Annotated in this window: 14 protein-coding genes; 8 read left to right on the forward strand and 6 right to left on the reverse strand. The window is 63.6% G+C overall.

Translation table 11 applies throughout. The features are described from left to right. Positions 1 to 80: 80 nt before the first annotated feature. From NN662_RS21230 to NN662_RS21240, 3 genes are read right to left on the reverse strand one after another with little or no spacing between them, the layout of a single operon-like run. Positions 81 to 761: a GntR family transcriptional regulator gene (locus tag NN662_RS21230; RefSeq protein ID WP_261932428.1), complete on the reverse strand. Its 681-nt coding sequence runs from the start codon at positions 759 to 761 to the stop codon at positions 81 to 83. Then, positions 758 to 1,921, reverse strand: coding sequence for an acetylornithine deacetylase (gene argE, locus NN662_RS21235; RefSeq protein ID WP_261932429.1), 1,164 nt, complete (start codon positions 1,919 to 1,921; stop codon positions 758 to 760). Before argE ends, NN662_RS21230 begins: the two co-directional genes overlap by 4 nt. Before the next feature lie 4 nt (positions 1,922 to 1,925). Beyond that, complete coding sequence (locus NN662_RS21240; protein WP_261932430.1) at positions 1,926 to 3,110, reverse strand: M24 family metallopeptidase; 1,185 nt, start codon at positions 3,108 to 3,110, stop codon at positions 1,926 to 1,928. A 148-nt stretch (positions 3,111 to 3,258) separates the two neighbouring features. Here NN662_RS21240 and eutB point away from each other — a divergent pair, with 148 nt between their 5' ends. From eutB to NN662_RS21265, 5 genes are all read left to right on the forward strand, one after another. Next, positions 3,259 to 4,290 carry a hydroxyectoine utilization dehydratase EutB gene (eutB, locus tag NN662_RS21245; RefSeq protein WP_261932431.1) on the forward strand — a complete coding sequence of 344 codons (1,032 nt, stop codon included), beginning with the start codon at positions 3,259 to 3,261 and terminating at the stop codon, positions 4,288 to 4,290. Next, on the forward strand, positions 4,280 to 5,272 hold the full coding sequence (locus tag NN662_RS21250; RefSeq protein WP_261932432.1) for a cyclodeaminase: 993 nt from the start codon (positions 4,280 to 4,282) through the stop codon (positions 5,270 to 5,272). The genes eutB and NN662_RS21250 overlap by 11 nt, the downstream gene beginning before the upstream one ends. A gap of 26 nt (positions 5,273 to 5,298) precedes the next feature. Further along, the gene (locus tag NN662_RS21255) at positions 5,299 to 5,799 is read left to right on the forward strand and encodes an Lrp/AsnC family transcriptional regulator (protein WP_261932433.1); all 501 of its coding nucleotides are present in this window, start codon (positions 5,299 to 5,301) and stop codon (positions 5,797 to 5,799) included. 112 nt (positions 5,800 to 5,911) lie between these two features. Then, positions 5,912 to 7,408: an NAD-dependent succinate-semialdehyde dehydrogenase gene (locus NN662_RS21260; protein ID WP_261932434.1), complete on the forward strand. Its 1,497-nt coding sequence runs from the start codon at positions 5,912 to 5,914 to the stop codon at positions 7,406 to 7,408. Positions 7,409 to 7,435: 27 nt separating this feature from the next. Further along, on the forward strand, positions 7,436 to 8,803 hold the full coding sequence (locus NN662_RS21265) for an aspartate aminotransferase family protein (RefSeq protein ID WP_261932435.1): 1,368 nt from the start codon (positions 7,436 to 7,438) through the stop codon (positions 8,801 to 8,803). A 41-nt stretch (positions 8,804 to 8,844) separates the two neighbouring features. On the opposite strand, the gene NN662_RS21270 is transcribed toward NN662_RS21265, so the two are convergent. Further along, positions 8,845 to 10,077 (reverse strand): type II toxin-antitoxin system HipA family toxin, encoded by a 1,233-nt coding sequence (locus tag NN662_RS21270; protein WP_261932436.1) that lies wholly within the window; start codon positions 10,075 to 10,077, stop codon positions 8,845 to 8,847. Then, positions 10,074 to 10,346: a helix-turn-helix transcriptional regulator gene (locus NN662_RS21275; RefSeq protein WP_261932437.1), complete on the reverse strand. Its 273-nt coding sequence runs from the start codon at positions 10,344 to 10,346 to the stop codon at positions 10,074 to 10,076. Before NN662_RS21275 ends, NN662_RS21270 begins: the two co-directional genes overlap by 4 nt. Positions 10,347 to 10,546: 200 nt before the next feature. On the opposite strand from NN662_RS21275, the gene NN662_RS21280 reads away from it, so the two are divergent. Together NN662_RS21280 and NN662_RS21285 are read left to right on the forward strand one after the other, a co-directional pair. Continuing rightward, the gene (locus NN662_RS21280) at positions 10,547 to 12,463 is read left to right on the forward strand and encodes a glycosyl transferase (RefSeq protein ID WP_261932438.1); all 1,917 of its coding nucleotides are present in this window, start codon (positions 10,547 to 10,549) and stop codon (positions 12,461 to 12,463) included. Positions 12,464 to 12,575: 112 nt separating this feature from the next. Then, entirely contained in the window at positions 12,576 to 13,325 is a 750-nt protein-coding gene (locus NN662_RS21285; protein WP_261932439.1) for a DeoR/GlpR family DNA-binding transcription regulator, read from the forward strand. A gap of 78 nt (positions 13,326 to 13,403) precedes the next feature. On the opposite strand, the gene NN662_RS21290 is transcribed toward NN662_RS21285, so the two are convergent. Beyond that, positions 13,404 to 14,837, reverse strand: coding sequence for an alanine/glycine:cation symporter family protein (locus tag NN662_RS21290; protein ID WP_261932440.1), 1,434 nt, complete (start codon positions 14,835 to 14,837; stop codon positions 13,404 to 13,406). Positions 14,838 to 15,181: 344 nt separating this feature from the next. Here NN662_RS21290 and deoC point away from each other — a divergent pair, with 344 nt between their 5' ends. Further along, on the forward strand, positions 15,182 to 16,180 hold the full coding sequence (deoC, locus tag NN662_RS21295) for a deoxyribose-phosphate aldolase (RefSeq protein ID WP_261932441.1): 999 nt from the start codon (positions 15,182 to 15,184) through the stop codon (positions 16,178 to 16,180). Positions 16,181 to 16,184: the final 4 nt, after the last annotated feature.

A 16,184-nucleotide genomic window follows, 5' to 3' on the forward strand; every position in this document is an offset into this window, starting at 1 on the left:
GGCCGTCCTCGCAGCCGGGTCGACCCTGAAAGAAAGCGGGACTGTAGGGAGGGTGCTTTTTCTTGTATAGTCGTGATTATTCAGGATTGCGCCTTGGTCTTCAACCTGATGAAACTCATCGACAGGTGCGAGTACCGAATATAGCCGATCGCCTGAAGATCGCCCAACTCGGCCGCCGCCAGTATCTCCGAAATCTCGCGTGAAAAGACGGAGACCTCCTCTACGAAGTCCATGTGCGGAATGGATTTGAGCCAGATGCGGGCGGTCTGATAGAACAAACGTTCCGAAACCTCGCGCAGCGGCTCGTTGCCGCAAAGCCGCATCACCACATCGAAGACATCCATGTTCAGCCGTGCGAAAGCGCGGATGTCCGGCGCACTGCCGAGCGCCTGGCTGCGCCGGTAGAGATCCCTGAGAAGGGCAAGCGTCTCTTGCGACGGCGGTACCGGCGTCAGCTTGCCGATCAGCACGGCCAGTTCCATCCGCAACTGGTAGACCTGCGTCAACTCCTGCAGGTCGATGTCGGTGACGATCGTGCCGACCCCGTGCAGCGACTTGATCAGCCCTTCGGCTTCCAGCTGGTTGAGCACGCGTCGCAGCGGCGTCCGGCTGACCCCGAACTCCTCGGCCAGCGCCTCCTCCGAAAGCCTGGTTCCGGGCGGATAGTCGAGAAGGCAGATTCGGTCGCGCAGCACCTCGTGCAGCTGGGCGAAGCGTTCGCGGGCCGGAACATTGGCAAGGGAGGCGGCGGTTTCGCTCATGCGGCGTCCAACGTTCCACCAAGGCGTGCCAGCATGTCGAGGCAGCGCTCAAGCTGCTCGATCGCGATATATTCGTCCGGCTTGTGCGCCTGGTTGATCGAGCCGGGGCCGCAGACCACCGCCGACATGCCTATGCCCTGGAAGATGCCCGCTTCCGTGCCGAAGGCGACGACCTCAGCCTCGGTGACGCCGGTCAGTTCCGAGACGATCCGCCGGGCCTCGTTGTCGCTGGTCGGCTCGAGGCCGACGACCTCGCCGATCGTCGTCATCTCGATACCGGCGTCCGGCGAGACGGCCTTCATGCGCGGGATCAGCACTTCCTCGCAATAGATGCGCAGGTTGTTCTTGACGAAATCGGCGTCGGATGCGCGCACGGGCCGCATTTCCCAGGCGACCTCGCAGTGGCCGGGGATGACGTTGTTGGTGTGTCCGCCGGCAAGCTTGCCGACCTGCACCGTCGTCCACGGCGGATTGAACGGGCTGCCCTTCGGCGCCATGCCCTTCAGCTCCTCGCCGAGCTCCATCAACCGCGTGACGTAGCGTACGGCGTATTCGACCGCATTGACGCCGCGGTCCGGCATCGAGCCGTGGCCTTCCAGTCCGGAAAACACCGTCGAATATTCGTAGCAGCCCTTGTGGCCCTCGATGATCTTCATCATCGTCGGCTCGCCGATGATGGCAACCGCAGGCGCGAGCCCTTGCTCTTGCAGCACCTGGGCCAGCTTCGTCGCCCCGATGCAGCCGGTCTCCTCGTCATAGGTGAAGGCGAAATGCAGCGGCCGGCTCAGGTTCATCGCCGCATATGCCGGCGCCATGGCCAGGCATGCGGCGATGAAGCCCTTCATGTCGCAGGTACCGCGGCCGTAGAGAAGGCCATCCTCCTCCCGCATCTCGAACGGATCGGATGTCCAAGCCTGATCGGCCACCGGCACGACGTCGGTGTGGCCGGAGAGAACGATGCCACCGTCTCCCTCCGGTCCGAGCGTCGCGAAGATATTGGCCTTGGTCGCGGTCTCGTCGTGATAGATCGCCACGCGTGCGCCGACGCCCTGCAGGCAATTGGCGATGTAGGCGATCATCTCCAGATTGCCGTCGACCGAGATCGTCTGGAAGGCGATCAGGTCGGCGAGAATCGATTTCGTATCGTCGATGAGCGCCATCGCATCAGTCTTTCACGAACATCTTGCGCGGACGGTCGCAGAAGCATTCCGCCGGTCCGCTGTCCTTGATCAGGATGCTCTCGGTGATTTCAAGACCCCAATCGTCCATCCACAGGCCGGGCATGAAATGGAAGGTCATGCCGGGTTCCAGCACGGTCTCGTCTTCCGCACGGATCGAGATGGTGCGCTCGCCCCAGTCCGGCGGATAGGAAATGCCGATCGGGTAGCCGCAGCGGGCGCTGCGCTTGATACCGGCGCGCTCCAGCGGAGCCGCCAGCGCTTCGGCGATATCGCAGGCACGATTACCGGCGCGCGCCTTGTCGAGGCCGGCTTCCAGGCCCTCGACCAGTGCCTTTTCCGCCTCCACCAGGAAGGCCGGCGGCTTGCCGAGGAAGACCGAACGGCAGAAGGGGGCATGATAGCGGCGATAGCAGCCGGAAATCTCGAAGAAGGTCGCGGCACCGGTTTCGAAGGCGCGGCCGTCCCAGGTGAGGTGAGGTGCTGCGGCATCGCTCCCGCTCGGCAAGAGCGGCACGATCGCCGGATAGTCGCCCCAGTCGCCATCGACGCCGCGAACGGCGTCACCATAGATTTCGGCGACGAGTTCGTTCTTCTTCAGGCCCGGCTCGATGCGTTCGACGAGGCCGTCGATGATCTTCTCGGAAATCGCGGCCGCCTTGCGGATATAGACGAGTTCCTCATCCGATTTGACGCCGCGCTGCCAGTTGACGAGCGCGGTCGCATCGATGAGCTCTGCCTCCGGGAGGCTTTCCTTCAGGCTGAGATACGCCTTGGCGGAGAAATAGTAGTTCTCCAGCTCGACGCCGATGCGCTTGGAGGCGCAGCCGAGATCGGACAGCTTGGCGGCCAAATCCTGCATCGGATGACGAACGGTCGACTGCACGAAGTGGTCGGCGTAGGACGTCACATTGGCATTGTCCATCCAGACGGTGCGCAGCGCCCCGTTGGCGTCCTGGTTTCGGCCCCACCAGATCGGATCGCGATCGTGGAACACCAGCACGCCCTGGTGGACGTAGAAGGACCAGCCGTCATAGCCGGTCAGCCAGGCCATGTTGGACGGATCCTCGACAAAAAGCACGTCGATGCCCTTTGCGGCCATGGCGGCGCGGGTCTTCGTCAGTCGACGGGAAAATTCGGAAGGAGAAAAAGAAACCTGCTTGCGGATCACGACAACCTCCAATGGCCACGCGCATTCCGACATTTGTACACATCTTTACCGAATTGAATAGTGATTTTGATTGACTTCATATAAAATCACGGAATGCTGTGTACAACTTGCATCATTCCGCATCTACGAGAGGCTTGAGACAACCGCCATGACCGGTGCATCCGCCGTGCAATCGACATTGAGCCTAGCCGACGTCCTTGCCGCCCGCAAGACGATTGCCGGCGCGGCCGTTCAAACACCGCTTATCCCGTCCGTCTGGGCGACGCGGACGCATGGGTTCGACCTCCTGATGAAGATGGAGACCATGCAGCCGGTCGGCGCCTTCAAGCTGCGCGGCGCGGTCAACGCCATCTTCACGCTGCCCGACGACGTCAAGGCGGTCACCTGCTGCTCCACCGGCAATCACGGCCGGGCCGTCGCATACGCCGCGCGGGCGAGGGGGCTGAAGGCGACGATCTGCATGTCCGCGCTCGTGCCGCAGGCGAAAGTCGACGGCATAAGGGCGCTTGGCGCAGATGTACGCATCGTAGGGCGCAGCCAGGACGACGCCCAGGTGGAGAGCACGCGGCTGGCGACGGAGGAAGGCTTTGCCGAGATCCCGCCCTTCGACGATTTGCGGGTGATTGCCGGGCAGGCGACCATCGGGCTCGAAATGCTGGAAACGCGGCCGGACATCGAGACGGTTCTGGTGCCGCTCTCCGGCGGCGGACTGGCCGCCGGCGTCGCCTTCGCCGTCAAGGTACTCAAGCCGAGCGCACGCGTCATCGGCATTTCCATGGACCGGGGTGCGGCCATGCACGCTTCGCTTGCCGCCGGCCGGCCGGTGGAGGTCGAGGAGGTCGCAAGCCTGGCGGATTCGCTTGGCGGCGGCATCGGCCTTGAAAACCGTCATTCCTTCGCGCTCTGTCGCGATCACCTCGACGATGTGGTTCTGGTCACCGAGGACGAAATCTATGCGGCCATGCAGACGCTCTATTACGAGGAGCGCATGGTCGCCGAAGGGGCATGCGCCGTCGGCATCGCCGCCATTGCGGCGGGTAAGCTCGGCACGCTGAAAGGCCCGGCCGCGACCATCATCACCGGCCGCAATGTCGACATGGCGGCGTTTACCCGGGTCATCAACGGCGAGGACATCGTTCTCGGCGACCATCACGTGAAAGGCAAAGCCTATGGCGCATGAGATCAGCATCCTGACCGAAGCGGAACTGCGCAAGACGGTCAAACTCGACCTGACCGTCATCGATACGGTTGAACAGGCCTTCGCGGCGCTGGCTTCCGGCGAGGTGGTGATGCCGCCGATCCTGTCGATGGAAATCCCGCAGGCCAACGGCGAGGTCGACGTCAAGACGGCCTATATTCCCGGCTTCGACGGCTTTGCCATCAAGGTCAGCCCCGGCTTCTTCGACAATCCGAAGATCGGCCTGCCGAGCCTCAACGGCCTGATGATCCTGTTTTCGGCAAAGACCGGCCTCGTCGAGGCGCTGTTCCTCGATAACGGCTACCTGACCGACATCCGCACCGCGGCCGCCGGCGCGGTTGCCGCCCGCCACATGGCGCCCGAGACGGTGGAAACCGCAGGCGTCATCGGCACCGGCGTGCAGGCACGCCTGCAGATCGAGGCCGCCCATCTGGTGCGACCGTTCAGGAAGGTGCTGGTCTGGGGCAGGGACCTTGCCAATGCCGAACGCTGCGCCGCCGACATTGCCGCCTCGCTCGGCATCGAGGCCCGCGCCGAAGCCGATCCGGCCCGTCTCGTCGCCGAAAGCCAGCTGGTCGTCACCACCACGCCATCGCGCGAACCGGTCTTGAAGGCCGAATGGCTGCATCCGGGCCTGCACATCACGGCCATGGGCTCCGACCAGTCCGGCAAGAACGAGCTCGACCCGGAGATCCTGGATGAGGCCAATGCCTATGTCTGCGACCGCGTCAGCCAGTGCGAGAAGCTCGGCGAGCTCAGATCCGCGATCGAAGCCGGCCTCTGGACGAAGGGAAAGCCGGCGGAACTCGGCCAGGTGATCTCCGGCGCGGGGAAGGGGCGGACGTCCGCAGGCGACATCACCGTCTGCGACCTCACCGGCACCGGCGCACAGGATACGGCGATCGCGACATTAGCGCGCCGGCTGTGCATCGCCGCCGGCTCTGGTACGGTCATCACAGCATAAGCACGCGGAAGGCGGAACAGGCGACCATGTTGAAACTCGATGACCGGGACCTGCAGATCCTGTCCGTGCTCGGCGCGGAAGGGCGGATCTCGAAGACGGAACTCGCCGAACGCATCAATTTGAGCCCCAGCCCCTGCTGGGAGCGGCTGAAGCGGCTGGAAAAGGCCGGCATGATCACCGGCTACCACGCCGAATTCGCGCTGAAGAAGATCGCTTCGCACATCACCGTCTTCGTCACCGCCGAACTCGCCGACCACACGGCCGCCTCGTTCCAGACCTTCGAGCGCATCGTGCGCGACATGGACGAAGTCACCGGCTGCTGGGCGCTCGGCGGCGGCTTCGACTATCTCCTCGAAATCGTCTCCCGCGATATCGACCGCTACCAGCGCCTCGTCGACGAACTCCTGACCGGCGGCGCCGGGTTGAAGCGCTACTACACCTACGTCGTCACCAAGGCGGTCAAGCGCAGCCACACGCCGCCCCTTGCAGCGCTCCTCGATATGACGGCAGACGAAAATCTCGGGTGAGGGGAGCAAAGAACAGAAAATCCTCCTGCGGGCGGCATCAACAAGAGGCCATTCTTCTTTGCCCGGCGGCCTATCATCGGTCCAACGAAACGCCTTCAAGGACTGCTTTGCCATGAACGCAAGAGCCACGACCCCTTCGCCAATCTCGCACCTTGCCGACCCGACGCTGGTCCGCTCGTTTGCCTATATCAACGGCCGCTGGCAGGCCGCCGGCGACGGTGCTGCCTTTGCCGTCACCAATCCGGCCGATGGCAGCTTTCTCGGCGAAGTCGCAAGCCTTTCCGGTGATGAGAGCGCCCGTGCCGTCGATGCCGCGCATGCAGCCTTCCGCCGCTGGTCGGCACTCCTGCCGCAGGAGCGGGCGAAGATCCTCAAGCGCTGGCACCAGCTGATCGTCGACAACCGCGAGGACCTGTCGATCCTGATGACGCTGGAACAGGGCAAGCCGATCTCGGAAGCGCGCGGCGAGATGGACTATGCCGTCTCGTTCATCGAATTCTACGCCGAAGAGGCCAAGCGCGCCAACATCCAGAGCGTCACCTCGCACCTGCCGGACGCCGAGATGGAACTGTGGATGGAGCCGGTCGGCGTCGCCGCCCTCATCACGCCCTGGAACTTCCCCTCCGCCATGATCACCCGCAAGGCTGCCGCGGCCCTTGCCGCCGGCTGCACCGTTGTCGTCCATCCCGCCAAGGAGACGCCCTATTCGGCGCTGGCGCTGGCCGAACTTGCCGAGCGCGCCGGTTTTCCGGCCGGCGTCTTCAACGTCGTCACCGGTGACGCGCCGGTCATCTGCGGCCCGTGGATGGAGGATGCGCGCGTGCGCGCCGTCTCGTTCACCGGCTCCACGCCGATCGGCAAGCTGCTCTATCGCCAGTCCGCCGATACCGTGAAGCGCATGGTGCTGGAACTCGGCGGCCACGCCCCCTTCATCCTGTTTGCCGACGCCGATCTCGACCGCGCGGTCGACGAGGCCATCAAGGCGAAGTTCGCCACCTCCGGCGAGGACTGCCTGGCCGTCAACCGCTTCTTCATCGAGCGCCCCGTCTACGACCAATTCTGCGCCCGGTTTGCCGAACGCGTCCGCCAGTTGACAGTAGGCAACGGCATGGACGATCCGGATATCGGCCCGTTGATGAACGAAGGCGCGGTCTTGAAGCAGGAAGACCACGTCGCCGATGCTCTCGCCAAGGGTGCCGAACTCCTGACCGGCGGCGCCCGCCATGCGCTCGGCCCGCTGTTCTACCAGCCGACGGTGCTCAAGAACGTGTCGGCCGATGCGAAGATCATGCGCGAGGAAACCTTCGGCCCCGTCGCCGCCATCGTCCCGTTCGACACCGAGGAAGACGTCATCACCCGGGCCAACGCTACCGAATACGGCCTTGTCGCCTATGTCCATTGCGGCGACGCCCGGCGCGTCTACCGGTTGAGCCGCGCGCTGCAATTCGGCATGGTGGCGGTCAACCGCACCAAGGTCACCGGCGCGCCGATCCCGTTCGGCGGCATGAAACAGTCCGGCCTCGGCCGCGAAGGCGCCAATGCCGGCATGCGCGCCTTCATGGACATCAAATATGTCTGCCGCGACTGGGCAGATTACGCACAGAATTAAAAACCGAATGATTTGAAAGGAATAGCCATGTTGACCAACGACCAGCTCGACAAGTGGGATCGCGAGAACTTCTTCCATCCCTCCACGCACCTTGCCCAGCATGCCCGCGGCGAAAGCCCGAACCGCATCGTCACCGGCGGCTCCGGCGTCTACATCGAGGACCGCGACGGCAACAAGCTGCTCGACGCCTTTGCCGGCCTCTACTGCGTCAATGTCGGCTATGGCCGGACCGAAATCTCCGAGGCGATCGCCGCCCAGGCGAAGGAACTAGCCTATTACCACGCCTATGTCGGCCACGGCACGGAAGCCTCGATCACGTTGGCCAAGATGGTCGTCGAGCGCGCGCCGAAGAACATGTCCAAGGTCTATTTCGGCCTCGGCGGTTCGGACGCCAATGAAACCAACATCAAGCTTGTCTGGTACTACAACAACATTCTCGGCCGTCCGGAAAAGAAGAAGATCATCTCCCGCTGGCGCGGCTATCACGGCTCCGGCCTGATGACCGGCTCGTTGACCGGCCTCGAGCTCTTCCACAAGAAGTTCGACCTGCCGCTCGCCAATGTGCTGCACACCGAGGCGCCCTATTATTATCGCCGTCCGGACCTCTCGATGAGCGAAGCCGACTTCGTCGCCCATTGCGTTTCCGAGCTGGAAGCCCTGATCGACCGTGAAGGCGCCGACACGATCGCCGCCTTCATCGGCGAGCCGGCGCTTGGCACCGGCGGCCTCGTTCCGCCGCCGGCAGGCTACTGGCCGGCGATCCAGAAGGTTCTGAAGAAGTACGACATCCTGCTGATCGCCGACGAAGTGGTCACCGGTTTCGGCCGCCTCGGCACCATGTTCGGCTCTGACCATTACGGCATGGAATCCGACATCATCACCATCGCCAAGGGTCTGACCTCGGCCTATGCGCCGCTCTCCGGCTCGATTATCTCGGACAAGGTGTGGAAGGTGCTGGAAGACGGCACCGACGAATTCGGCCCGATCGGCCATGGCTGGACCTATTCGGCCCATCCGATCGGCGCTGCCGCCGGCGTCGCCAACCTGCAGCTGATCGACAAGCTCGGCCTCGTCGATAATGCCGGCAAGACAGGCGCCTACTTCAAGAAGGCTCTGAAGGATGCGCTCGGCGACCACGCCAATGTCGGTGACATCCGCGGCGAAGGCTTGCTCTGCGCGGTCGAGTTCGTCGAGGACAAGGCCGACCGCAAGTTCTTCGATCCGGGCAAGAAGATCGGCTATCAGCTCGCCGGCGCGCTCCTGAAGCAGGGCGTCATCGGCCGCGCCATGCCGCAGGGCGACATCATCGGCTTTGCGCCGCCGCTCTGCCTGACGGAAGCGGAAGCCGACAAGATTGCCGCCGCCGCCAAGGCTGCCGTGGCAGAGGTTCTCTAACGCGATAATGCAGGGCCGGCGCGATGTGTGCCGGCCCTTTTTCATGCCTGCCTGAGAATGCGTCCGCAGCGCTTCTTGACCTCGTGCACGATGCGCTCCAGCACCCGGCTCGGATCGCCCGCGGCTGCCGACATGTCCGCCGCGACCGCCTCGCAATTGCTTTCGACCAACGCCGCCAATTCCTTGACCCGGCGGACGGTTGATGCGCCGCTGAGCCCGACCTCTTCCGCAAAATTCCGCCAGTCCGTTCCATTGAGCTCGGCCGCTGCAAACCGGCCGGCAATGCCCTGCGGCAGGCTCTGGTCGACATTCGGATAGATCGCCGCGCACATCAGATCGTAGAGCGGCGCCATTTTCGCCGTGCCGCCGGCGCCGATCAGCACCGAATAGTTCTTGGCGTGCGAATCCGAGTTGCAGATCAGCACGTTGAAGATCACGCCATCCAGAAGTGCCGATCGCTCCGCCGGCGATACGAGCCGGCTGACCGCATCGAACATCGTCTTCAACGTCACGCCCGGACCGGCCGAGGCGCGTTCGTATTTCTGGACCGGAAAGCGGCTGGTCAACTGGCAGAGATCTTCCTGGTGCAGCCGGCGGATCTGGCCCTCACCATCCCGAAAACGGTCATAGCGCTCGACCAGCAGATAGCGCCGGCTGCCGGCCCGGCCGATAGTCGCTCCGGCCGCTTCCAGACCGCAGGCTCTGGCAAGCGCCAGACAGAAGGCCTCGTTTTCGACGCTGCCGGCCAGACGCTCGGCATCCGGCTTGAGGATATGCGTCGACGGGGTGCCGTCGACCGGGATCGACACCGCGCCCTTGTCATCCACGAAAACCGGCAGCTTCTCCTGCACGCCGGCAAGCGACATGGACACGCCGCGTTCGCCGACCAGGAACGGCCTCGCCGGCAGTTCGTCGAGGATGCGCTCGAGTGCCGGCCCATCTGGAACCGGTTGGAGATGAAGGCCCGTCTTGCGCGGCTCGCCGATCGACAATGCGCCGGCGGTATCGCGTCCGATATGGCGCAACAGGCCGACGATATCCTGCGGCGACACCTTCAGGCGCTGGCCGATTTCGGCGAGATGCGTTTCCGGCAAGAGGTTGGCAAGCCAGGGCAGCAGGGCATCGGCGCCGACGGAACCGGTTCGAAGCGGCATGGCAAGGGAGATCGGGAATGCCGAGCGGCGCGCTTCCCACGACGGATCATAGGTGAGCCGCCACTCGCCTTCGAACGCCATCGTCGCAACGGGAAACGTCTCGTAGAAGATCGGGATCATCGCCCGTCACCGAAGGTCGGCAGGAAATCGAGGTCGTCGTCGGTTTCGGCAGGAGCAGGGGAGGCCGACTTCAGGTCACCGATCTCGATGCCGACGGTGCGGGCGACGATCAGTGCCTTTTCCAGCTGGCAACTCGGCTTGCCGCCTTCCAGTTCGACGATGAAGCGCTCGCCCGTGCCGGATCGACCGGCGAGTTCGGCTTGCGTCCAGCCGAGTGCCTTGCGCCGGTCCCTGATCAGCGCTCCGAAATCACGTGCCGTGCGGATCATCTTCAGTCTCCATCGTTCGGCTTACCGTACAGGAAGATTCTGTTTCGATCAATGACGTACTTACCGATCGGGAATTTTCGAGTCAAAACGGAAAAAACCTTCCCGATCAGGAAGCATGACCGCAAAACTACACGCGATTGCAATTCCGGCCTCCACCGCCGATAGTCGTTGGCGATTCGAGCGGGGGCCGGGCATCAATCGTGGAAGAGCATCTGAAAGCGGCGGAGATCGCCTTTCAGCGGGGAGATTATCCGGCCGCGCTCGCCATGCTTTCACCGCTCCTCGACGCCCTGCGGACCGCCCAGCCGCTTCTCCTCACCGCCAGGGCGCTCATGGAGCTGGACATGCACGGCGAGGCCGCCTCGGCCTTCGAGCGGGCCGCCGAACTGGAGCCGTCCGCCGCCAATGTCCTCTTGGGCAAGGCCGCCGCCTGCCATCTGCGGGCGGGCGAAAAAGACAGCGCCGTGGCTCTCGCCATCAGGGTGATGAAACAGGACAACCGCAATGTCGACGCCGCCTTCGTGCTGGCGAGCGTCTTTTCCGAGACCGGCGACATGTCGATTGTCGATCTGGTCAAAAACACGCTGGTCATCAGCGACGAGCCGGAGCATCTGGAGCTTGCCGCCCGGCTGATCGGCGACGATTTCCGCAATCAGAACAATATAACGCTCCACGCCAAGCTGCGCCGACTGAGGCCGGATGATCAGGCAATTCGCTTCCGCTTGCTCGATCTCGCCCGCATCTATTGCGATTACGATATCCTCGACGCCGAAAATGCTGCGCTTGCCGAAGACATCGGGCAGGGGAGGGAAGAGCTGCTGCGCTGGGAGACACCGCTTTCCAATCTCAGCTGGTGCGGCGATGGGCGGCTGAACCGGATTCCCGAAAACGTCTTCGGACTGGAGCCCGCACCGCCCGGACAGGCAGAGAGACGGCGCGCCTTCTTCGCGAAGACGCATCATTGGGGCAAGCGGATCCGCATCGGCTATCTGTCGTCCGATTTCTGGCCCGGCCATGCGACGATGAAGCTCCTGTCGCGCGTCCTGCAACTTCATGACCGGACGGCGTTCGACGTCACGCTGTTCTGCCATACGCCGGCGGAGTTTGTGACGCCCGAGGCCGAAGCGATGCGCCAAAGCTGGGGCAGGATCGTGCCGGTTGGCGGGCTCGATGACGCTGCCACCGCGCAGCGGATCCGAGAGCACGGCATCGACATCCTCATCGATCTGAAGGGGCACACCGGGGGCGGCCGCTCGGTCGTGCTCAACCACATGGCGGCACCGGTGCAGGCCGGCTGGCTTGGCTTTCCGGGCAGCCTTTCCCATGTCGACTGCGATTATGTGATCGGCGACACCTCCGTGCTTCCGGAAAGCTCCAGGCCGCAGTACCACGAGAAATTCTGCCGCCTGCCGGACAGCTACCAGCCGAACGACCCCGTCGCCCGACCGCTGCCGGCGCCACAGACGCGGGCGCAATGGGGACTTCCCGAGGGTCGCTTCATCTTCGCCTCCTTCAACGCGACGAAGAAGATCACGCCGGAAACGCTGGCGCTCTGGGCCAGCATCCTGCGTGACGTGCCGAGCTCGATCCTCTGGCTGCTCTGCGACCACCCGCTGGCGCAGGAAAATATCCTGAAGCGGCTCGCGGCGCTGGGAGTGACCTCCGATCGCGTCGTCTTCGCCAGGCGCGCCGATTACGCCTCCCACATCTCGCGTCTGGCGCTGGCCGATCTGGCGCTCGACAGCTTCCCCTATAACGGTCACACCACGACGTCGGAAAAGCTCTGGGCCGGCCTGCCGGTCATCACGAAGCGCGGCAGCAATTTCGCATCCCGCGTTTCCGAAAGCCTGCTATTGGCCGTCGGCCTCGTCGACCTCGTGGCCGACGACGAGGAGGGCTTCCGTCAATTGGCAATCGGCCTCGCCACCGATCCCGCCCGGCTGGCCGCCATCCGCGACAGGCTTGCTGCTGCCCGGGCGACCGCACCGCTCTTCGATGCCGAACGCTTCTGCCGGCATCTCGAAAGCGCCTACCGGTCGATGGCCGGCACCGCCCGGCGTGGCGAGCCGCCGACGCATTTCGACGTCATGCCGCCAAGCCCGACAGCCGTGCGATAATCCTCTCGATGAAAACGATTGCAATTGCTGCGATCTGTTATAAATTTCACAATATCATTGCCACATCGCCGACATCGCTGTGTGAATTGTAACGACCATCGAGGAACCCGCCTTGGCCAATCGCAAGACCGAGCGCATCGAAACCCTGGCGGAGGCGCTGGCCGAACGGCGGGTGTTGCACGTCAAGGACGCGGCAGCACTGCTCGGGGTCTCCGAGATGACCGTCCGCCGCGACGTCGCAGACTATCCGCAGCGCTTCGCCTTTCTCGGCGGGCATGTGATGCCGGCCCCGGACGTCGAAGGGGAACAGCCCTACGAACTGGCGAGAGCCACGGATGCGCACGCCTCGGCGAAGCGGGCTGCCTGCCGCCACGCGGTGCGCCATATCCGTGACGGCGACACCGTCTTCCTCGACTGCGGCTCGACGCTGATCCACCTGATCGATCTCATTCCGGAAGACATGAACCTGACAGTCGTCTGCTACGCGATGAATGTCGGCGAGCGGCTGGCGCGCAAGCCCAACGTCAAGATGATCATGCTCGGCGGCCTCTATCACCGCGAGACGGCATCCTTTTCCGGCAGTCCGGGACTGGAGGTGCTCGACCATCTGGGCATCAACATCGCCTTCCTGTCGGCCGCCGGCGTCGATTTCGGCCGCGGCGCCAGCTGCATGCATTTCCACGAAGTGCCGGTGAAGCAGAAGGTGATCGCGCTCGCGCAGCGGCGGTTCCTGGTAGCCGACAAGAGCAAGTTCGGCATTCAGAAGCCGGCATTCTTTGCGGAGTTGCGTGCGTTCGATGCCCTGATCACCGAGAACGGCGAGACCGGAGCATCGCGAGGCCCTGCGGTCCGCAAGATCTAGAATCCGGTCATCGGAACGAAAAACCCGGCGCCTGAACAGCGCCGGGTCATTTGTTTCTCCGATACCCTTACCCGGTAATCAGGCCTTGTTTTCCAGCGCGTCCGGCCATGCCGTCGGGTCGGTGTCGAGGTCCGGGAACTTCTTCGGATCGAAGACCGGCATCTTGACGCCCGCCTTCAGCTGCGCGCGGAAATCGTTGATCAGCCGGAGCGCCGTCGGGAACATCATGGTGATCGCCAGCAGGTTGACCACGGCCAGGATGCCCATCATCGGATCGGAGAAATCGAACACCGAGGTGGCACCCGGTGCCACCGAGCCGATGAAGACGATGGCAAGAACCGCGATGCGCAGCACATGCGGAGCGATCGGGTTCTTCGTCATGAAATTCAGCGCGTTCTCGCCGAGATAGTAGTTGTACATGATCGACGAGAACGAGAACAGGAAGATCGCCCCGGTCAGGAAGTACTGGGCCCAGCTGCCGACGTGATCGACGAGGCTCTGTTGGGTGAGGATGACGCCGTCCACGCCTTCCGCACCCGGCTGGTAGACGTCGCCGAGCAGGATGATGAAGGCCGTGCACGAGCAGACGATGATCGTGTCGATGAACACCGAGAAGCTCTGGGTGATGCCCTGGCTGACCGGATGACGGACATAGGCGGTCGCCGCAACGTTCGGCGCCGAACCGAGGCCGGCTTCGTTGGAGAACAGGCCACGGCGAAGTCCGTTGGAAATCGCAGCCCCCATGCCGCCGGCCACCGCCTCGCGGAAACCGAAGGCATTGGTGACGATATCCCAGATGACGGCCGGGATGCCGGTGATGTTCAGAACCAGAACCAGAAGCGCCATGCCGATATAGCCGAAGGCCATGATCGGAATGATGACATCGGCGGCCTTGGCAATGCGCCGGATGCCGCCATACACGATGGCGCCGGTGGCAATGACGAGGAAGATGCCGGTGGCAAAGCGCGGAATGCCGAGACTGTCGGCCGCGGCACCCGCGACGGTGTTGCCCTGGAAGGCGTTGAAACCGATGGCAAAGGACGCAATCAGGCAGATCGCGTAGATGATGGCCAGCCAGCGATAATTGGGGCCCAGACCATGGATGATCGCCTGCGCCGGGCCGCCGCGATAATCGCCTTCGTCCGTCGTGCGCTTGAAGACCTGCGCCAGCGTCGCCTCGATCAGCCCGGAACACATGCCGACCAGGGCGATTGCCCACATCCAGAAGACGGCGCCGGGTCCGCCGGCGGTGATCGCCACCGCCACGCCGGCGATATTGCCGCCGCCGACACGTCCGCCGACCGAGACAAGCAAGGCCTCACGGGCGCTGATCTTCGTCGGATCGGCGTCCTCGTCGCCGCGCAGCACGCGGAACATGCGGGTGAAGAAGCGGAATTGCACGAAGCCGCTGGCGATCGTGAAAAACACGCCCAGAACGACGAGGAACGGAACGAGTGCCCAGCCCCATGTCAGGTCGTTGATGACGGTGAAAATGGCGTTGAAGAAATCCATACGCGTGTCCCCTTGCAGCAAAATTCCCACGGACGCACGACGTTATCGCCGCGCGCTTCGCAACCCGGTTCAGATTTGGGATCCCTCATGCAAGCCGCCCGCAGGCAGAACGGACGCTTGCACCTCTTGGGTGACCGTAATTGCGAAATTGGCAATCGGCAAGAAGTAATGGACTTTGTTCAGATATTCGCACCATCGGCGGTTGATCCAACTCTCGCCGTCATCCGCATGAATGATGGCATTCTTCTCTTGACGGATTTCAAAAATGATGCGATTTTCACAATAATTCTGATATAAATATAACAATTGCGCCATATGGACCGTAGCGCACAGGGAGAAACGACGTGGCAATCGCTGCAGCAAGGCAAGACATTGCGGCCGCCGCCAATCATGGCTGGCCGCGCAACGAGGGCATCCCGCTCGACACCGGATGGGTCGCCGAACAACGCGTCAACCTGTCGGCCGGCGAGCGCCGCGTCGCGACGCTGCCCGGCCGGCGGACGGTGAAGAAGGACGCGCAGGCGGCCTGGCTCCTGAAGGCCGTGACCTGCATCGACCTGACGACGCTGAACGGCGACGATACGGCCGGCCGCGTCGAACGCCTCTGCGCCAAGGCGGCCAACCCGATCCGCGGCGACATCCTCCAGGCGCTCGGCATGGGCGACCGGCGGATCACCACCGGTGCGATCTGCGTCTATCACCGCTTCGTCAAGACGGCCGTCAATGCCCTCGACGGCACCGGCATTCCGGTCGCCGCGGTTTCGACCGGCTTTCCCGCCGGCCTCATCCCGCACGAGCTGAAGCTCAAGGAGATCGAGGCCTCCGTTCGCGATGGCGCCAAGGAGATCGACATCGTCATTACCCGTGAGCACGTTCTGACCGGCAACTGGCAGGCGCTCTACGACGAGATGCGCGACTTCCGCGCCGCGTGCGGCGATGCGCATGTGAAGGCGATCCTTGCGACCGGCGACCTGAAGACGCTGCGCAACGTTGCCCGCGCCTCGCTCGTCTGCATGATGGCCGGCGCCGACTTCATCAAGACCTCGACCGGCAAGGAAGGCGTCAACGCGACCCTGCTCGTCACGCTGGTCATGCTCCGGATGATCCGCGCCTATGAGGAAGCGACCGGATTCAAGGTCGGCTACAAGCCCGCGGGCGGCATTTCGACGGCCAAGGACGTCCTGAACTACCAGTTCCTGATGAAGGAGGAGCTTGGCCGCGAATGGCTGGAGCCGGATCTGTTCCGCATCGGCGCCTCCAGCCTTCTCGCCGATATCGAGCGCCAGCTCGAACACCACGTCACGGGCGCCTATTCCGCCTTCAACAGACACCCGATCGGATGATGCG

The organism is Rhizobium sp. NRK18 (assembly GCF_024385575.1).
GTDB lineage: Bacteria > Pseudomonadota > Alphaproteobacteria > Rhizobiales > Rhizobiaceae > JANFMV01.